Below are 17,655 nucleotides of genomic sequence, written 5' to 3'. Positions count from 1 at the left end.
AAAGAATCAATAGACTTTCATGGAGAAATATATGAATTTTCGCCTGACTGGGCTGGCTTTCGCAACGGTGTTACTGGTGGGGTGTGCCAGCACACCGGGTAATGATCCGCAAGGGCGTTCCGATCCTCTTGAGGGCTTTAACCGTGCGATGTTTAACTTCAACTTCAATGTGATGGATCCCTATGTGCTTCGTCCGGTTGCAGTTGCATGGCGAGATTATGTGCCTCAGCCGGCGAGAAACGGCTTGAGCAATTTTACTTCTAACCTAGAAGAACCTGCCAGCATGGTGAACGAATTCCTGCGTGGCAACCCATATCAAGGCATGATCCACTTCAACCGCTTCTTCCTCAATACCCTTTTGGGAATGGGCGGGCTGATCGATGTGGCCGGCATGGCGAACCCAAAACTGGCGCGTGAAGCACCTCGCCGCTTTGGTGGTACGTTAGGAACCTACGGTGTAGGCTATGGTCCTTATGTACATCTGCCGATATACGGCAGTTTCACTGTTCGTGAAGATGGTGGGGACTGGGCCGATAGCGTTTATCCAGTGTTGAGCTACCTCACTTTCTGGATGTCTGCTGGCAAATGGGTAGTAGAAGGGATTGAAACTCGTGCTCAGCTGCTGGACTCCGATGGCTTACTGCTTAACTCTTCCGATCCTTATCTGATGGTGCGTGAGGCTTATTTCCAGCGTCATGACTTCTTGGCTAGCGGTGGGCGGCTCCAGCCTCAAGAAAACCCAAATGCCAAGGCAATCCAGAACGACCTTGATGAGATCGACTCAGCGAACTAATAATGTTGTGCTTAAAATAACGAGCTATTATTTTCGTTTATTTTTACAGGCTGAACTGGTGGTTAGTAAAAAAGCCCATGTAAATCATGGGCTTTTTTATATTTAATAAAAAGATTAGAAGCGATAATTAAAGCCAGCGCCGTACAACCAGGCAGTACCTTCGGAGTCGAAAGTATAAGGGCCTTCTTTTATGGTGACTTTCTGACCATGCATATAAGCAATACCTGCATCGATGGAGGCATCTTTATTGATTGCATACGACGCACCGACAGTTAGCCAGGTACGGTTCTGATCCGGGATAGAGATAGAACGGTTTTGCGCAGGAACTGGACTCTGATCGAATGCGATACCACTACGGAAAGTCCAGTTAGCATCATGTGTATAGGTTGTAGCCAACCCCATACGGTAGGAGTCGCGGAAGCCTTCGTGTTTTACGAATAGGGTTCTACCATCGTTGCCATTCGCGCGTAATTCTTGGAACCGGCTCCAGCTATTGTAGGCCATGCTGTACTGGATCGCCCACTGTGGAGCCACTTTGTTATAGCCGGAGAGTTCCCACATTTCAGGCAGGTGCAGATCCAGTTTGCCAGGAATGACCGCGCCATTGGTTCCCCAAGGTAATCCGGTTGAAGGCTGCAATGGATTCAGGCTTGAAGACAGCTGACTGCTGTAATCGCCTTTGAACTTAATTTTCACTTCTGAGCGATAGGTAAAGCCGTAGCGGTTATTTTCATCAACTTCATACAGTATGCCAGCATTCCAACCGTAGCCCCAGTCATTGCCTTCAAGCTTGGAAATCTGTGTATTTGCTGGCAGCCCCAGGCGAGCACCGCTTTCACCCGCATAGCGCTCAAGCTTGGCGTCAGCATTAACCGCATTAAAGCCTAAACCAAAACTGAATTGTTTGTTCAGACGATAAGCACCACTCAGGTTGAGGTTGATGGTGGTGAGTTCGGTTTTACCCGCGAAAGGGCCTGCGGTATAAGCTTCATCAAACTCGGTGGATAAACCAAAGTTACTGGTTGCGGAAGCACCTACAGCCCATTGATCATTGATTGGATGGACATAATGCAGGTTAGGAACCCAAGCAGTTGGTGCAATATTATCGGCATCCAGGCTGGCACCTGAAGGGGATGTACCAGAAATATTAACGTTTGGATTGATAAAGACGGCACCAGCAGAGAGAGAAGGGCGATCAAACATCATCATTGTTGCTGGGTTACGACTTGCTGACGCAGCCGTATCCGCTACTGCACCCTCACCAGAATAGGCTCTACCCAAACCAATGGCTGAAAACTCGTTCAGTTGGAATCCGGCTGCATAGACGTTGGAAGAGATAATTGCCACTGCAGCTGCGAGAGCTGATTTAGTGAACAGGTTTTTCTGGCTCATGACCAAAACCTCGTTTTATATGTTTGTTGTTTAAATAATGCTACGCAAAGTAACATGTAATGCGCAATTGCATTGATCTGTTATCACCATGACAAAGCAGATCAGTGGCTGAATTATAGGTCTGACCTGCAAAAGTGTTACAACTTTGTTCGGAATATTTTGTGATTGGTATCAAAAAAGAGATCTGCATTCCAGAAAAATGGTTTCATATAACAAATTAATAACGAATTTTTAGCAGTTAGTGATTTTCATCCGTTATTTCCATCACTTAAAACACCTAATAAAAGTAAGGCTAGTGATTAGTTGATCCGAGGCGTAAAATAAAAAAGTATTTTGTATATTTATGCCAGATCATAAATATACCCTTCATTCTTCAAGTTGCATGGGTGTTGGCTTTGTCCGTTCGCACCCGTCATAGAGTGAGCTATGTTCCTGGCGACTCTCAGACTTGCCGCCTACATGCAACTCGAATTATTTTTTGGGTATAGCTATTGGGTGGGTTTAACAGCCGCCTGTGAGGAGAGTTCAAATATGTCAGATGCAATCAATAAGTGTAACGCTCAGGAAACCGCAGCTTGCTGCTGTGTGGATGTCGGTACTGTGATGGATAACACGGATTGTACCGCTTCCTATAGCCAGGTGTTTATCAATCAGCAAGATGCTGAGAAAGCGTTGGCGGCATTAACTGAAAAGGCTCGTGGCGTTGAGTCTGATCCCTGTGATATCAGCAGTAGTATTAAACCCGTTGATGGTGGGGTAAAGCTGGATGTCCATTTCACCTTCTGCTGTCAGGCAGAAACGCTGATATTCCAGTTAGGTCTGCGTTAATCTTTACTTGACTCGTTATCAAGTTTTCCGTGCTTTTTTGTGCTCAGTTCCTCCTCCTGCAGGCCCGTGCTTGCAGCCTTAAAGCACGTTAATCATTAAACGTATACGTGCTGTGTTTTTCACGCTGGTCAGGTGAAAGACCCTGCGTGTAAGCCTGCGTGAAGATTACCACGCAGGTTCATCACTTCCCCGAAATTTGCTTACGCTCCCAGTTTTCACTTTTCTCGGTTTGCCAAATATAAACATTTGGTTAACAATGGCCTCATCAGGTCAGACCTCTTTAGGCTGTTATGTTAACGGCCTTCATTCAGGAGTGCTTATGAGTAAGCCATTACCGTTGGTTACACGTCATGGGGATCGCATCGCGATTGTTCGGGGATTACGTACACCTTTTGCCAAACAGGCGACCGTCTATCACGGCATTCCTGCAGTGGATCTTGGCAAAACGACGGTAAGCGAATTACTGGCACGAAGCAACATCGATCCTGCATTGGTCGAGCAACTGGTGTTTGGCCAGGTGGTTCAGATGCCAGAAGCGCCAAATATTGCGCGGGAAATTGTGCTCGGTACCGGTATGAGCGTCAGTACTGATGCTTACAGTGTTTCGCGCGCTTGTGCTACCAGCTTTCAGGCAATCGCTAACGTAGCTGAAAGCATTATGGCAGGCAGTATCAGTATCGGTATTGCTGGCGGAGCTGACTCTTCTTCTGTGCTGCCGATAGGTGTCAGCAAAGCCCTGGCAAGAACGCTGGTGGATGTGAACAAGGCGCGTAGCCTATCACAACGGTTGAAGCTGTTTAGCAAGCTCAGATTTCGCGATTTGTTGCCGGTTCCACCCGCTGTAGCCGAGTATTCCACTGGTTTGCGCATGGGAGATACCGCGGAACAAATGGCTAAAAGCCATGGTATAACCCGTGAACAACAGGATGCCTTGGCGCATCGTTCGCACCAGTTGGCTGCCAAAGCCTGGGAACAAGGGCTACTGCAAGACGAAGTGATGATCGCCTATGTGCCGCCTTACGAAACGCCTCTACATGAAGATAATAATATCCGTAAAAACTCAAGTCTTGATTCTTATGTCAGGCTGAAACCGGCCTTTGATCGCAAGCATGGTAGCGTCACAGCGGCTAACAGTACGCCATTAACCGATGGTGCAGCTGCGGTGCTGATGATGAGTGAGTCCCGTGCCAAAGAACTGGGTCTGGAACCGTTGGGGTATCTACGTAGTTTCGCTTTCGCTGCTATTGATGTTTGGGAAGATATGCTGCTCGGGCCATCGTATGCCACGCCACTGGCGTTAGATCGTGCTGGCATTACCCTAGCCGATCTCACCTTGATCGATATGCACGAGGCCTTTGCCTCACAAACGCTGGCTAATCTGAAAATGTTCGCCAGTAATGAGTTTGCCCAACAGAAATTGGGTCGTGAACAGGCGATTGGTGAGGTCGATATGGAAAAATTCAATGTATTGGGGGGATCTATTGCCTACGGGCATCCTTTTGCTGCGACGGGAGCGCGTATGATTACCCAGACTTTGCGTGAGCTTAAACGTCGCGGTGGTGGATTAGGATTGGCCACGGCCTGTGCGGCCGGGGGATTGGGTGCTGCGATGATCGTAGAGGTAGAATAATGAGTATCGATAACACATTGCATGATCAGCAAGCCACGCCTTCGGCGTTTCATCTAACGCTACGTCCAGACAATATTGGCGTTATCACCATAAATGTACCCGGGGAGAAAGTTAATACGCTGAAAGCGGAGTTTGTCGAACAGGTCAACGATGTACTGTTGAAAGCGCAGCAACTGACCACGCTTGAAGGATTAGTGATCTTGTCTGGTAAGGCTGATTCTTTTATCGCTGGCGCAGATATTACTATGATCGCTGCCTGCAATACGGCCAAAGAGGCAGAGGCACTGGCGAAGAAAGGGCAGAAGACGTTGGCACAGATTGCCGCATTCCCAGTGCCTGTCGTTGCAGCTATTCATGGTGCTTGCTTGGGGGGCGGTCTAGAGTTGGCGCTGGCTTGTCACAGCCGCGTTTGCTCGCTGGATGATAAAACGCAGCTCGGCCTGCCAGAAGTACAACTTGGTCTGTTGCCAGGGTCTGGCGGTACTCAGCGTCTACCTGGCTTGATTGGCACCAGCAAAGCGTTGGATATGATCCTGACTGGAAAATCTGTCCGTGCGCGTCAGGCGTTAAAGATGGGGTTGGTGGATGATGCTGTGCCACACGCTATCTTACTGCAAACTGCGATTGAACGCGTGAAGCAAGGCAAGCAATTACGCCGCGCTTTGCCGTGGCAGGAACGTTTGCTCAACGGCCCATTGGGTAGAAGGTTGCTGTTTAGCCTGGTGCGTAAGAAAACGCAGGAGAAAACCCACGGCAATTACCCGGCAACAGAGCGTATTATTCAGGTCGTTCTTACCGGTCTGGAACAGGGCAGTAAAAGCGGATATGAAGCCGAGTCCCGTGCTTTCGGTGAACTGGCAATGTCACCACAATCGGCAGCATTGCGCAGCCTGTTCTTTGCTTCAACCGCGTTGAAAAAAGAGTATGGAAGTGACGCTAAACCTCGCGATCTGCATCGTATCGGTGTGCTGGGCGGAGGCTTGATGGGGGGCGGCATTGCCTGTGTCACTGCCACCCGCGCCGGGTTGCCGGTGCGAATTAAAGATGTGAATGAGCAGGGTATCAACCAGGCGTTAAAGTATACTTGGGATCTGCTGAGCAAAAGGGTACGCAGTAAGCGTATGCGGACAGCAGAACGCCAGAAACAGATGATGCTTATCTCTGGTTCAACCGACTATAGCGGTTTTGCTGGTGTAGACATTGTTGTGGAAGCCGTATTTGAAGATATTGCACTCAAACAGCAGATGGTAGCTGAGATTGAACACTATGCTGCGCCGCACACTATTTTTGCCTCTAATACATCGTCTTTACCGATTGGCCAGATTGCGGCTAATGCTATCAGGCCACAGCAGGTTATTGGTCTACATTACTTCAGCCCGGTTGATAAGATGCCGTTGGTAGAGGTTATTCCGCATGCCACGACCAGTGAAGAAACCCTCGCGACGACGATTGCACTAGCACAAAAACAGGGGAAAACGGCGATAGTGGTTGCCGATCGGGCAGGTTTTTATGTGAACCGAATTCTGGCTCCCTATATTAATGAAGCTGCGCGCTGCCTGTTGGAGGGGGAGCCAATTGAATCCTTGGACCAAGCATTAGTCGATTTCGGTTTTCCTGTCGGCCCAATGATGCTGTTGGATGAAGTCGGTATAGATGTGGGCACCAAAATTATCCCAATATTGACGGCGGAGTTGGGGCCGCGGTTTGCTGCCCCGGCTGCGTTTGAAGCCGTACTGAAGGATGGCCGTAAAGGACGCAAGAATGGACGCGGTTTTTATCTTTACCCAGCGCAAGGGAAACAGCGGCAGAAGCGCAAACGTGCCGATAGCACGATTTATGCACTGCTGGGGGTAACCGCCAAAGCACATATGGAGCATAAGGTGATTGCACAGCGCTGTGTGATGATGATGCTCAATGAGGCTGCTCGTTGCTTGCACGAAGGTGTCATCCGTAGTGCACGTGATGGGGATATTGGCGCTGTGTTTGGGATTGGTTTCCCGCCTTTTCTCGGCGGCCCCTTCCGTTATATGGATCAACTTGGAGTAGAGAAACTGGTGCAAACCCTACGGTATCTGCAGCAGCATCATGGCGAGCATTTTGCCCCGTGCGAACGCCTGCAATACATGGCCCAGAAAGGGGAACGTTTCTACCCACAAGGAAGTTAGCCGGCATAGCGGCCCTGTTTGCGCTACAGTTTGATCAGGGGCGCACTGTGATCGTTATCACTCCTTGCAACTAAGGGCAATCTTGAATGCTGTACAGAGGGATCGGCGAGGGGTAACGTAACCCCCTGTTGGTAAAAATCAGACACTATACCCAAATTCATTCAAGCCACAGGCAGTGAACGATAAATCGGTCATACAGTGGCTCCGAAGGGACAAGGGAGAGTCATGCAGCTAACACCCTAGAAACTTGAATAGTGTCGGGGTAAAAATGATTAATAACGACAGATTTTAAATTTATCTCGTTAAGCAGGTTGTTTTTTTGAGAGATGACTTACCTGAGGGCGTCGTTCATGTGAAAAAAACAGCGTTTTCTTTACGTAAACTTTCAGGCAAAATGCCCGGTCGCCTTAGAAACGATGGATAATCGTTTTTGAAGCCTTTTCTTCGGGCTTATGCTTTTGAGAGTACTTCGGCGTTTCTGTAAAGCGTTATTTTGTCAACAACAGCGGTGCAATATGCAAGTTTTGATTATGCGTCATGGAGAGGCGGCACTTGATGCAGCCAGCGATTCAGTAAGACCCCTTACTGTTTGTGGCCGTGATGAGTCACGCCAGATGGCAATCTGGCTGAACAGCAAGTCAGTAGATATTGAACGGGTGCTTGTCAGCCCTTATTTACGGGCCGAGCAGACGTTGGAAACAGTACGCGAAGCGTTAATACTGCCAGAAGGCCAAGAGGTCATGCCTGAACTGACGCCAAGCGGCGATGCAGAGCTGGTGAGTTGCTATCTGCTTGCACTGGCCAAAGAGGGAGTGAGGGCAGTACTGCTTGTCTCTCATTTACCATTGGTGGGCTATTTGGTGGCTGAACTGTGTCCAAGCGAATGCCCGCCAATGTTTGCTACCTCTGCGATTGCCAGCGTCGAAGTTGATTGTGATAGTGGCAGCGGTAAGCTGGAATGGCAGGTTAGCCCATCACAGATTGTTGCCAAGGTTTGATGCCTGCTATAGCGGAAGGGGGATGACAACGTCGCTTTCTAGCCTGAAATCCCCGGGCCTAGTGTTCTGACAGCTTACGGTGTTACGCCTCCAATCGGCACGCTCTCTCTCATAATGGGCTTTGTCAGCAGTCTGAGGGCGATGTTAAACATCGTCCTTTATCATTTTTGCCTGGTTAAATGGCCAACTCTATCAATACCAACACTGCTGCGTCCCCTCCCCACTCTTTAGGTGCTTGGTGAAATGCGAGCACATCAGGGTGTTGCGCCAACCATAGTGGTGTCTGCTGTTTAAGAACATGTTTACCGTGGCCATGCATCACACAGGCGCAATGGACGTGTTCACGTTTGCAGGCGGCAATTAATGCTCCTAATTCCTGTTTGGCTTGTAGTTGCGTCAACCCGTGCAGGTCAAGGAACAGATCAGGGACATAATCACCTCTGCGAAGTTTTTTCAATTCAAAATGGCTAAAGCCAGGGCGCACGAAACGTGTAGGGCCTTCATCATCCAGTTGTGGCTGATATTCGTCAGAAAAGTAAAAGCTGGCGTCTACCTGTTCTTGTAGCAAACGCTGTGGTGCCATCTGCCTGTTTTTCATTTTAGGTTTTGGGTGGACAATGGTGTCCTGCCGCAATTTTCTTGCCCCGGATACCGACTCTTTAAAGAGCTGTAACTCATCTTTGCTCAAAGGGTGCTTATTTTTCATTAATGATCTCATCAAATATCAACCAGGCCGCAAATTTTGCCTTACAAATCCCAGGCAGTGTCCCTTAATTGCCCGTGGTGTCGTCCCAGGCCCAAAAGTTGGCCATTTTAGCGCATTGTTGCCTTATTTGTCGCTTTTTGGGGCGTTCAGACTGCGTGATTCACGTCATTCTCATGGGTTCAAATGGCCGCTAACGGTACGAGAGACCATAAAGAGAACCTCTTGGTAAACATTCTATCGATGTGAAACTCGACAGGTAAACAATGACAATCAGTCTATCTGCGGGTGATGAGGTAGCCTGCCAACGTCATATAGCTGCTGATTTGTCATAGGCTTCGTGGCAAACTAGGCAGCTGAATCATGAATCATCGAGCTTGCCGGGGGCAATGTGGACAAAATTTTCGTCGAGGAAGCAGTAAATGAACTGCACACCATTCAAGATATGCTGCGCTGGACCGTAAGCCGCTTCAATGCTGCCAATATCTACTATGGCCACGGAACGGATAATCCGTGGGACGAAGCTGTGCAATTGGTTTTGCCCAGTCTGTTCCTGCCGTTAGATATTCCTGAAGATATGCGCACCGCACGTTTGACCTCCAGCGAGCGTCAACGCATCGTTGAACGTGTTATTCGCCGTGTCAATGAACGTATCCCGGTCGCTTACCTCACCAATAAAGCCTGGTTTTGCGGTCTGGAGTTTTATGTTGATGACCGCGTACTGGTGCCACGTTCACCGATTGGCGAATTGATTAACAATCGTTTTAGTGCACTGCTTCCTCACTCGCCGCGCCATATTCTGGATATGTGTACCGGCAGTGGCTGTATTGCCATCGCATGTGGTTACGCTTTTCCTGAAGCAGAAGTGGATGCAGTGGATATTTCTAGCGATGTGTTGGCAGTGACCGAACGTAATATCCAGACGCATGGAGTTGAAAATCAGGTCATCCCGATCCGCTCCGACCTATTCCGTGATGTCCCAGCAATCCAGTATGATTTGATCGTCACCAATCCACCTTACGTTGATGCGGAAGATATGGCCGATCTGCCCCAAGAGTTCCGCCGTGAGCCTGAGTTGGGCTTGGCTGCGGGTACTGATGGCCTAAAACTGGTTCGCCGTATTTTGGCCTGCGCTCCAGATTTTTTGAGCAATGATGGCGTGTTGATTTGTGAAGTAGGCAACAGCATGGTGCATCTGATGGAGCAATATCCTGATATTCCTTTCACCTGGCTGGAGTTTGATAATGGCGGCGATGGCGTATTTATGCTGACTAAACAACAGTTAGTTGATTGTAAAGATCATTTCAGTATCTACCGTAGCTAAACAATAATCCGAGTCCCGTTCAAACGTTGAACGGGAAAATAACCAGCAATGCCCCAGTGACTTCGCGATACAGGTCGATATCTAATACACCTGTAACTTGAAGGGCGACGGGGTTAATAAGGAGCCGTGATGGCAGGGAACAGTATTGGGCAGTTTTTCCGCGTCACTACATTTGGTGAATCTCACGGTGTGGCGCTGGGATGTATCGTAGACGGTGTGCCACCGGGCATCCCACTGACAGAAGCCGATTTGCAAAAGGATCTCGATCGTCGCCGTCCGGGTACTTCACGCTATACCACACAGCGGCGTGAACCGGATCAGGTGCGCATTCTCTCCGGGGTGTTTGAAGGCATTACCACAGGCACCAGTATCGGTTTGATTATCGAAAACACCGATCAGCGTTCTCAAGATTACAGTGCCATTAAGGATGTATTCCGTCCGGGGCATGCTGATTATACCTATGAACAGAAATATGGCGTGCGTGATTACCGTGGCGGTGGCCGCTCTTCGGCACGTGAAACCGCTATGCGTGTTGCTGCTGGTGCTATCGCCAAGAAATATCTGGCGCAGAGATTCGGTGTTAATGTGCGTGCATATCTTGCGCAGATCGGTGACGTATGTTGTGAACTGAAAGATTGGGAACAGGTTGAACAAAACCCGTTCTTCTGCCCGGACCCAGACAAGCTAGAGGCGCTGGACGAACTGATGCGTGCGCTGAAGAAAGAGGGCGACTCCATCGGCGCTAAAATTACTGTGGTGGCTGAAAATGTCCCTGTGGGCCTGGGTGAACCGGTGTTTGATCGTCTGGATGCCGATCTGGCACACGCATTGATGAGCATCAACGCGGTGAAGGGCGTAGAAATTGGTGATGGTTTTGCCGTTGTCGCCAAGCGTGGTAGCGAAAACCGTGACGAAATCACCCCAGCGGGTTTCCAGAGCAACCATGCCGGCGGGATCCTCGGCGGGATCAGCAGTGGCCAACCGGTGATTGCTCACCTGGCATTGAAGCCAACCTCCAGCATCATGGTGCCGGGCAGGACCATTAACCGCCAAGGTGAAGCCATAGAGATGGTAACCCGCGGTCGTCACGATCCCTGTGTAGGGATCCGCGCAGTGCCGATTGCCGAAGCAATGACGGCGATTGTGTTGATGGATCATCTGCTGCGCCAGCGTGCACAAAATGGTGATGTAATTTCAGACGTTCCACGCTGGTAATCACGATGAAGAATGGGATATTTGGTCTTATTGCCCTTATGGTGTCAGGCTCGGTAATGGCATTGACGCCGTGGCAAAAAATCGATCATCCGGTCAGCGGTGATCCACAGGCCGTGGGGGGCTTTTCTAACGGCTGTATCATCGGCGCCCAGCCTCTGCCGTTGAATTCACCGGATTATCAGGTGATGCGTACCGATCAGCGGCGTTACTTTGGTCACCCGGATCTACTAGCATTCATTCAACGCTTAAGTAACAAGGCTAACCAAAAAGCCTTAGGGACTGTGTTGATCGGTGACATGGCGATGCCAGCAGGTGGGCGCTTCAGTAGTGGCCATGCCAGCCACCAATCCGGGTTGGATGTGGATATCTGGTTGCAGTTGCCGCGTCAGCGTTGGAGCGAGCAGCAACTGCTTAAACCGCAGCCAATCGATCTGGTGTCTGCTAACGGCAAACAGGTGGTAGATCGCCACTGGCAGCCGCAGATAGAGTCGTTGATCAAGATAGCGGCGCAGGACAGTGAAGTTACGCGTATCTTCGTCAACCCGGCGATCAAACTGCGTTTATGTCAGGATGCGGGAGCCGATCGCAGTTGGTTGCATAAGGTTCGCCCGTGGTTTGGTCACCGAGCGCATATGCACGTGCGTTTACGCTGCCCGGTGGGTAACCCGGAGTGTTTGGATCAGGATGCACCGCCAGCGGGTGACGGCTGTGGCGCTGAATTGGTCAGTTGGTTTAAACCACCGCAACCCAATGCTAATCCAACCAAGACTGAGCCACCACCGCTTCCACCATCCTGCCAGGCGTTGCTGGACAACCACTTTAACCGACGTTGACGCCAGACCGTGCCCTTTAATTGAACGGTGAACCGCTCCTCCCCCCAGTCTTGGCGACTGGTTTTTGGTGCGATGTTATCACGTGCAATTAAGGTGCACGGCCTCGACGGCGAGGTTCTGTTTGCCCCAAATCACGGTATTGATGGTTGCAGGCACAACTTTAAAGCCGCAGGGTATGACTTCACTTTTACAGGTAGGCGTTTTATGGATGGGCTGGTGTTGGGTCCTGAATTACTCGGGATACTGTTTTTTGTAGCAATGTTTGCCGGGTTTATTGACTCTATTGCAGGCGGTGGTGGGCTTTTGACCGTACCTGCTCTGCTGGCTGCCGGAGTCCCCCCCGCTCAGGCGTTGGCCACCAACAAATTGCAGGCGGTTGGCGGATCGTTTTCCGCTAGCCTGTATTTTATCCGCCGTGGTGCTGTGGATCTTAATACTCAGAAACTCACCATTTTCCTTACGCTGTTGGGCTCTGTAGTGGGGGCGATGCTGGTTCAGCACATAAGAGCCGACTTGCTGCGTCAAATGCTGCCTTTGTTGGTGATCGGGATTGGCCTCTATTTTCTACTGACCCCAAGGCTGGGAGCCAATGACCGCCAACGTCGATTGGGTGCTTTGCCATTTGGCCTGGTTGCAGGTGCTTGCGTGGGTTTTTATGACGGCTTTTTTGGTCCAGGAGCGGGTTCCTTTTATGCATTGGCTTATGTGACGCTGTATGGTTTTAACTTGGCGAAAGCGACCGCTCATGCCAAGGTTCTGAATTTCACGTCCAATGTGGGCAGCCTGGTGCTGTTTATTATTGGCGGCAAAGTAATATGGACCATTGGTTTAGTCATGTTGGTGGGTCAGGTTTTTGGCGCCCGCATGGGGGCCCATATGGTTTTGACGCGCGGCCATAAACTGATTCGGCCAATGATCGTAATGGTTTCACTGGTCATGAGTTGCAAGTTGCTTTATGACAATCACGGCAGCGAAATCCAGCAGTGGTTGGCGTTGCTCTTTTAATAGGTGCAAAGGCAATGCGGTGAAAGGCATACTCATCATACTTCAGGCTGTCTGTGCAGCTTGAATGGTGACGGATATAGCGTTTTCGGGGTACAATTCCCATCTGAATTTTGTGGTTAATTGGGTTTCTTTTTTATGTCAGATAGACACCAATATACGCAACTGATTGAAATTTTTAATCAGTGCTTTAGCGAAGATTACAATACCCGCCTGGTGAAAGGCGATGATGAGCCCATCTATCTACCTGCTGATGAACAATATCCCTATCACCGTATCGTCTTTGCGCACGGATTCTACGCCAGTGGAATGCATGAGATTTCCCACTGGTGTATTGCTGGGGCTGAGCGGTGCAAGCTAGTGGACTTTGGTTACTGGTATTGCCCGGACGGGCGTGATGCTCAGACGCAAAGCGAATTTGAGGCGGTTGAGATCAAACCACAGGCTTTGGAATGGATGTTCTGCGTTGCCGCAAATTTTCCGTTCAACGTAAGTTGTGACAATCTTAATGGCGATTGTGAGCCAGACCGTATTACCTTTCAGCGCAAAGTGCGTCTGCGCGTATTGGAACTACTGGAAAAGGGAATACCCACACGGCCTGCGCGCTTTATTCGAGCGTTACAATCGTTTTACAATACCCCTCCGTTGGTGGCTGAGCATTTTCCTTACCCGGAAGACCTCTGACTTCAGTCCGTTTTTTAACGAGGAAATTTAATGATCGCAGAATTCGAGGCGCGCATTCTCGCGCTGATTGATGACATGGTAGAACACGCCAGCGATGATGAACTGTTTGCTGGTGGCTACCTGCGCGGTCATCTGACGTTGGCAGTAGCGGAATCAGAAGAACAGGGAGAGCACAGTGCCGAGCAGCTTAAGAAGCGTGTATTGAGCAGCCTGGATAACGCTATTAGAGCGGGGGAACTTTCTCCTCCTGACCAAGTACTCGTATTGGGTATGTGGGAAACCCTTTATCAGGCAGCGTTACCCGCCGCCTAATCTATGCTCGTGATACTTCAAGTTGCATAGGTGTTGGCTTGCGTCGAGTTACTCGCCCGTTCATTGGCCTCGCCCCTGCGGGGCCAGCGTAAGCGCTGTTCAAAAACGCATTGCGTTTTTGTCAAGCAACTCGAATTATTTATACCCAAAATAATTCGAGTTGCTTGTAGGCGGCAACTGAGCGAAGCCCCAGGAGCTTACTCAGGTAAGTGACTGGGGTGAACGAAGGCAGTCAACACCCAAGCAACTTGAAGTATGACGAGTATAGAGTCTATTTTGTTGTGACCAGTTTGCTGGTCACAACGTGCAAATGTCATCAGACTTCCCGCCCCTTCAGTAGCTTTCTGACCCAAAAGCGGTTCGGATTCAACGCCGCCAGCATTTCGCTATCGCCCGGTAAGGGTTCGCCAAACAGTTGTGCTGCCAGTATTTCTGCGGACAAGGGAGCTGAACACAGTCCCCGAGAGCCCAACCCACCAATCATGAACAGTGCGGGATACACCGGTGCGCTGGCAATCTGTTCCCCACGTTGGCGTTGTTGCCGTAAATCTCTGTACTGCGTCACTGTTGCCTGATAGTCAGGCACTGCGCCAACCATCGGCAGATGATCCCGTGTCGCGCTACGCACACCACACCGGGCCTGATGTTCACTAATATCGACCTGTTGCGGCCAGCTCTGTTCTGGCAGGCAGCGCAGCAGGCGCTGACGATTCTCCTGCTGTTCAGTTTCGCGATATTCCGTTCCGGTTTCCCCCCTTTGGTAGCTGGCACCAATGCAATGTTGCTGACTGCGAGGATTTACTGGCGTCAGATAACCGTCGTAGCAAAGGACTTGCTTTAACTCACTGAGAATTGGCGTGGTAGGGATATGGGAAACCTGACCACGTACGGCATACATCGGCAAAGCAGCACTCTGTGCCAAGGCGGTTAATTGATATCCATTAGCCAGGATAACCGTTGCGTGATCCCGAGTTTGCCCTTCAGCGAAATGAAGTTGCCAGTTTTCGGTGCCGCAACTCAGGCCGTCAAGGGTGTGATTAAAATGGCAGGTCAGCCCCTGCTGCTCGGCAAAGGCAATCGCGGCCTGCGTGAGTTCTGCCGGACATAGCCAGCCACCTTGAGGATAATGAATACCGCCAAACCCGCTATCAACGCCGCAAATGGTGCTAAGCGCAGCGCGATCGGCGGGTTGTACCAACAATTCCGGCCATGCAACAGCCAGAATCCTGGCAATTTTACTTCCGCTCTTCTCGTCGTAGGCCAATTGACTGACGCCACACCATTGATGATCAAACTCAACACCCTGTTTGAGCAACGAATCGTACAGGCGGCGGGCAAAGGGGAACGCGGCGGTGAAGAAGCTTTCCAGCACATCGCCACGGCCATTCAGCAGTGGGTAAAGTGCACCCTGACGGTTGCCTGATGCACCTTCCGCAGTTTGTAAATCGGTACAATACAGCGTGACTTTGGCACCTCGGCGCAATAGGGCCAAGGCAGTAAGTGCACTGGCGATGCCACCGCCGATAATGGCGATATCATCGGTATTGCCCGCTGCCGGGCGCAAAAACCACGGCGCTTTATGACTGGTCTGTTGGGCATTGGCTGGCAGTGTCCCGGTGAGCATTTCGCGTTTCTGGCCAAACCCCTTGCATCTGACAACATCAAAACCGGCTTGTTGCAAGCCACGGCGGACAAAACCTGCCGCGGTAAAAGTGGCAAAACTCCCTTCAGGACGGGCAAAACGTGCCATGGCAGCAAACAATGCTTCTGTCCACATATCAGGATTTTTTGACGGTGCAAAACCATCAAGAAACCAGGCGTCAACCTGACCATCCATACTGGCATCAAAATCGGGCAATAAGGTATTAACGTCACCGAACCACAGATCGAGGGTGATACGTCCTTCCGCCAGCAGCAGGCGATGACAGCCCGGTAGTGGTAACGGCCACTGTGCGCGTAGTTCTTCAGCGAAAGCGGCTAACTCAGGCCACTGGGCATGAGCCGTCCCCAGATCGGCCAACTGTAAAGGGAATTTTTCGAAGCTGATAAAATGCAGGCGTTGTAAGCAGGCCGCCGGGGTATCTTGGCGGAATCGGTCGAAGGCCTGCCACAGCATAAGAAAATTCAAGCCAGTGCCAAAGCCGGTTTCTGCCACAATAAACAAGGGGCGTAGATGTTCACTGAAACGATCGGGTAGCCGGTTGCCAGCAAGAAATACATAACGGGTTTCTTCTAGCCCATCCTGATTAGAAAAATAGACGTCATCAAACTGTTTAGAAACAGGTGTACCCTGTTCATTCCAACTTAATGTTGCGGTTTGGATGAGGGCGTTGCTCACAGTGTATTGCTCATAACTCAAGGGGTAATGCGATTTTAACGGTCGGCCCCTCGGGGTGCAAACCTCATGAAGATAATCTGGAATTACTCTGATCGGACTTGTTCGGCGTACATCTGTACGCTAAAGTGCGTTGCAAAATCCCGAATGTGAATTGTGGAAGAGGTACTTGAATGAAACGTGCAGTGATTACTGGCTTAGGAATCGTCTCCAGTATTGGTAACAACCAGCAGGAGGTTCTGGCAAGTCTGCAGGAAGGCCGCTCTGGGATCACCTTCTCTCAGGAGCTAAAAGATTCCGGTATGCGTAGTCACGTGTGGGGAGACGTTAAACTGGACACTACCGGTCTGATAGACCGTAAAGTGATGCGCTTTATGAGCGATGCGTCAGTTTATGCTTATCTTTCCATGGAACAGGCAATTCAAGATTCCGGTCTGAAACCCGATCAGGTTTCCAACGATCGTACAGGGCTGGTAGTCGGCTCTGGTGGTGGTTCTCCGCGTAACCAGGTTGCTGGTTCTGATGGCATGCGTGCCAAGGGCCTACGCGGGGTTGGTCCATACATGGTTACCAAAGCGATGGCTTCTGGTGTTTCTGCCTGTTTGGCAACCCCATTCAAAATTCGTGGTGTGAACTATTCCATCAGCTCCGCCTGCGCAACGTCCGCGCACTGTATCGGCCACGCTATGGAACTGATCCAACTGGGCAAACAGGATGTGGTTTTTGCCGGTGGTGGTGAAGAACTGTGTTGGGAAATGGCCTGTGAATTTGATGCCATGGGTGCACTGTCTACCAGTTACAATGACACACCAGAAAAAGCATCACGTACCTATGACGCTGCGCGTGACGGTTTCGTTATCGCAGGTGGCGGCGGCATGGTTGTTGTTGAAGAATTGGAACACGCTCTGGCGCGTGGTGCACACATTTATGCGGAGATCATCGGCTACGGTGCAACTTCTGATGGTGCCGATATGGTTGCTCCTTCTGGTGAAGGTGCAGTGCGCTGCATGAGGATGGCATTGCAAGGTGTTGATACGCCGATTGACTACATGAACGTACACGGAACTTCTACGCCAGTCGGCGACGTGAAAGAACTGGGTGCCATCCGCGAAGTCTTTGGCGATAACACGCCAGCAATTTCCTCTACCAAGGCTATGACTGGGCACTCTTTGGGTGCTGCAGGGGTGCAGGAAGCGATCTACAGCCTGTTGATGGCAGAGCACGGTTTTATCGCCCCAAGCATCAACATCGAAAATCTCGATGAAAAAGCGGCGGGTATGAATATCATTACCGAGCCAACCCAGCGCGAATTGACCACCGTCATGTCTAACAGCTTCGGTTTTGGTGGCACGAACGCCACGCTGGTAATGCGTAAACTGCAAAAATAAGTATCAGAAACTCAAATTACCAGCAAGCGGGCACAACAACATGTGCCCGTTTT

General features: G+C 50.4%; 15 protein-coding genes. 12 read left to right on the top strand and 3 right to left on the bottom strand.

Annotated features, from left to right (window positions below):
• The first annotated feature begins 31 nt into the window (after positions 1-31).
• Positions 32-793: a phospholipid-binding lipoprotein MlaA gene (gene mlaA, locus OK023_RS10480; protein ID WP_317692681.1), complete on the top strand. Its 762-nt coding sequence runs from the start codon at positions 32-34 to the stop codon at positions 791-793.
• 114 nt (positions 794-907) lie between these two features.
• Here mlaA and fadL read toward each other — a convergent pair whose 3' ends face one another.
• Positions 908-2,185: a long-chain fatty acid transporter FadL gene (gene fadL / locus OK023_RS10475; RefSeq protein ID WP_317692680.1), complete on the bottom strand. Its 1,278-nt coding sequence runs from the start codon at positions 2,183-2,185 to the stop codon at positions 908-910.
• A 531-nt stretch (positions 2,186-2,716) separates the two neighbouring features.
• Between fadL and OK023_RS10470 the strand changes: the two genes are divergently transcribed.
• From OK023_RS10470 to sixA, 4 genes are all read left to right on the top strand, one after another.
• Positions 2,717-3,013: a YfcZ/YiiS family protein gene (locus OK023_RS10470; RefSeq protein ID WP_317692679.1), complete on the top strand. Its 297-nt coding sequence runs from the start codon at positions 2,717-2,719 to the stop codon at positions 3,011-3,013.
• A gap of 319 nt (positions 3,014-3,332) precedes the next feature.
• Positions 3,333-4,643 carry an acetyl-CoA C-acyltransferase FadI gene (fadI, locus tag OK023_RS10465; RefSeq protein ID WP_317692678.1) on the top strand — a complete coding sequence of 437 codons (1,311 nt, stop codon included), beginning with the start codon at positions 3,333-3,335 and terminating at the stop codon, positions 4,641-4,643.
• Positions 4,643-6,808, top strand: coding sequence for a fatty acid oxidation complex subunit alpha FadJ (fadJ, locus tag OK023_RS10460; protein ID WP_317692677.1), 2,166 nt, complete (start codon positions 4,643-4,645; stop codon positions 6,806-6,808). The genes fadI and fadJ overlap by 1 nt, the downstream gene beginning before the upstream one ends.
• Before the next feature lie 515 nt (positions 6,809-7,323).
• Complete coding sequence (gene sixA / locus OK023_RS10455; RefSeq protein ID WP_317692676.1) at positions 7,324-7,806, top strand: phosphohistidine phosphatase SixA; 483 nt, start codon at positions 7,324-7,326, stop codon at positions 7,804-7,806.
• A gap of 175 nt (positions 7,807-7,981) precedes the next feature.
• Here the strand turns inward: sixA and smrB are convergent, their stop codons facing one another.
• Complete coding sequence (gene smrB, locus OK023_RS10450) at positions 7,982-8,512, bottom strand: endonuclease SmrB (RefSeq protein WP_317692675.1); 531 nt, start codon at positions 8,510-8,512, stop codon at positions 7,982-7,984.
• Between the two features lie 388 nt (positions 8,513-8,900).
• On the opposite strand from smrB, the gene prmB reads away from it, so the two are divergent.
• The 6 genes from prmB to OK023_RS10420 all read left to right on the top strand — a co-directional run bounded on the left by prmB (position 8,901) and on the right by OK023_RS10420 (position 13,879).
• Entirely contained in the window at positions 8,901-9,833 is a 933-nt protein-coding gene (gene prmB, locus OK023_RS10445; RefSeq protein WP_317692674.1) for a 50S ribosomal protein L3 N(5)-glutamine methyltransferase, read from the top strand.
• Positions 9,834-9,962: 129 nt separating this feature from the next.
• Positions 9,963-11,048 (top strand): chorismate synthase, encoded by a 1,086-nt coding sequence (gene aroC, locus OK023_RS10440; protein ID WP_317692673.1) that lies wholly within the window; start codon positions 9,963-9,965, stop codon positions 11,046-11,048.
• A 5-nt stretch (positions 11,049-11,053) separates the two neighbouring features.
• Complete coding sequence (gene mepA, locus OK023_RS10435) at positions 11,054-11,881, top strand: penicillin-insensitive murein endopeptidase (protein WP_317692672.1); 828 nt, start codon at positions 11,054-11,056, stop codon at positions 11,879-11,881.
• A 204-nt stretch (positions 11,882-12,085) separates the two neighbouring features.
• Positions 12,086-12,886, top strand: coding sequence for a sulfite exporter TauE/SafE family protein (locus OK023_RS10430; protein WP_317697640.1), 801 nt, complete (start codon positions 12,086-12,088; stop codon positions 12,884-12,886).
• Positions 12,887-13,021: 135 nt separating this feature from the next.
• The gene (locus OK023_RS10425; RefSeq protein ID WP_317692671.1) at positions 13,022-13,567 is read left to right on the top strand and encodes an elongation factor P hydroxylase; all 546 of its coding nucleotides are present in this window, start codon (positions 13,022-13,024) and stop codon (positions 13,565-13,567) included.
• Positions 13,568-13,597: 30 nt separating this feature from the next.
• The gene (locus OK023_RS10420; protein WP_317692670.1) at positions 13,598-13,879 is read left to right on the top strand and encodes a YfcL family protein; all 282 of its coding nucleotides are present in this window, start codon (positions 13,598-13,600) and stop codon (positions 13,877-13,879) included.
• 316 nt (positions 13,880-14,195) lie between these two features.
• On the opposite strand, the gene mnmC is transcribed toward OK023_RS10420, so the two are convergent.
• Positions 14,196-16,217 (bottom strand): bifunctional tRNA (5-methylaminomethyl-2-thiouridine)(34)-methyltransferase MnmD/FAD-dependent 5-carboxymethylaminomethyl-2-thiouridine(34) oxidoreductase MnmC, encoded by a 2,022-nt coding sequence (gene mnmC / locus OK023_RS10415; protein ID WP_317692669.1) that lies wholly within the window; start codon positions 16,215-16,217, stop codon positions 14,196-14,198.
• A 170-nt stretch (positions 16,218-16,387) separates the two neighbouring features.
• Here mnmC and fabB point away from each other — a divergent pair, with 170 nt between their 5' ends.
• A complete protein-coding gene (gene fabB, locus OK023_RS10410; RefSeq protein WP_317692668.1) occupies positions 16,388-17,602 on the top strand; it encodes a beta-ketoacyl-ACP synthase I in 1,215 nt (404 codons plus the stop codon).
• Positions 17,603-17,655 lie beyond the last annotated feature (53 nt).

The sequence above is a fragment of the Serratia sp. UGAL515B_01 genome (genome assembly GCF_033095805.1).
Taxonomy (GTDB): Bacteria; Pseudomonadota; Gammaproteobacteria; order Enterobacterales; family Enterobacteriaceae; genus Chania.
Note: the sequence above shows the minus strand (reverse complement) of the source record. Positions and strands in the feature narration are given on the sequence as shown.

What these genes read in the sequence shown, in the direction of transcription:
- mlaA (WP_317692681.1), top strand. Translation starts at nt 32, where the DNA reads ATGAATTTTCGCCTGACTGGGCTGGCTTTCGCAACGGTGTTACTGGTG.
- fadL (WP_317692680.1), bottom strand. Translation starts at nt 2,185, where the DNA reads ATGAGCCAGAAAAACCTGTTCACTAAATCAGCTCTCGCAGCTGCAGTG.
- OK023_RS10470 (WP_317692679.1), top strand. Translation starts at nt 2,717, where the DNA reads ATGTCAGATGCAATCAATAAGTGTAACGCTCAGGAAACCGCAGCTTGC.
- fadI (WP_317692678.1), top strand. Translation starts at nt 3,333, where the DNA reads ATGAGTAAGCCATTACCGTTGGTTACACGTCATGGGGATCGCATCGCG.
- fadJ (WP_317692677.1), top strand. Translation starts at nt 4,643, where the DNA reads ATGAGTATCGATAACACATTGCATGATCAGCAAGCCACGCCTTCGGCG.
- sixA (WP_317692676.1), top strand. Translation starts at nt 7,324, where the DNA reads ATGCAAGTTTTGATTATGCGTCATGGAGAGGCGGCACTTGATGCAGCC.
- smrB (WP_317692675.1), bottom strand. Translation starts at nt 8,512, where the DNA reads ATGAAAAATAAGCACCCTTTGAGCAAAGATGAGTTACAGCTCTTTAAA.
- aroC (WP_317692673.1), top strand. Translation starts at nt 9,963, where the DNA reads ATGGCAGGGAACAGTATTGGGCAGTTTTTCCGCGTCACTACATTTGGT.
- mepA (WP_317692672.1), top strand. Translation starts at nt 11,054, where the DNA reads ATGAAGAATGGGATATTTGGTCTTATTGCCCTTATGGTGTCAGGCTCG.
- OK023_RS10430 (WP_317697640.1), top strand. Translation starts at nt 12,086, where the DNA reads ATGGATGGGCTGGTGTTGGGTCCTGAATTACTCGGGATACTGTTTTTT.
- OK023_RS10425 (WP_317692671.1), top strand. Translation starts at nt 13,022, where the DNA reads ATGTCAGATAGACACCAATATACGCAACTGATTGAAATTTTTAATCAG.
- OK023_RS10420 (WP_317692670.1), top strand. Translation starts at nt 13,598, where the DNA reads ATGATCGCAGAATTCGAGGCGCGCATTCTCGCGCTGATTGATGACATG.
- fabB (WP_317692668.1), top strand. Translation starts at nt 16,388, where the DNA reads ATGAAACGTGCAGTGATTACTGGCTTAGGAATCGTCTCCAGTATTGGT.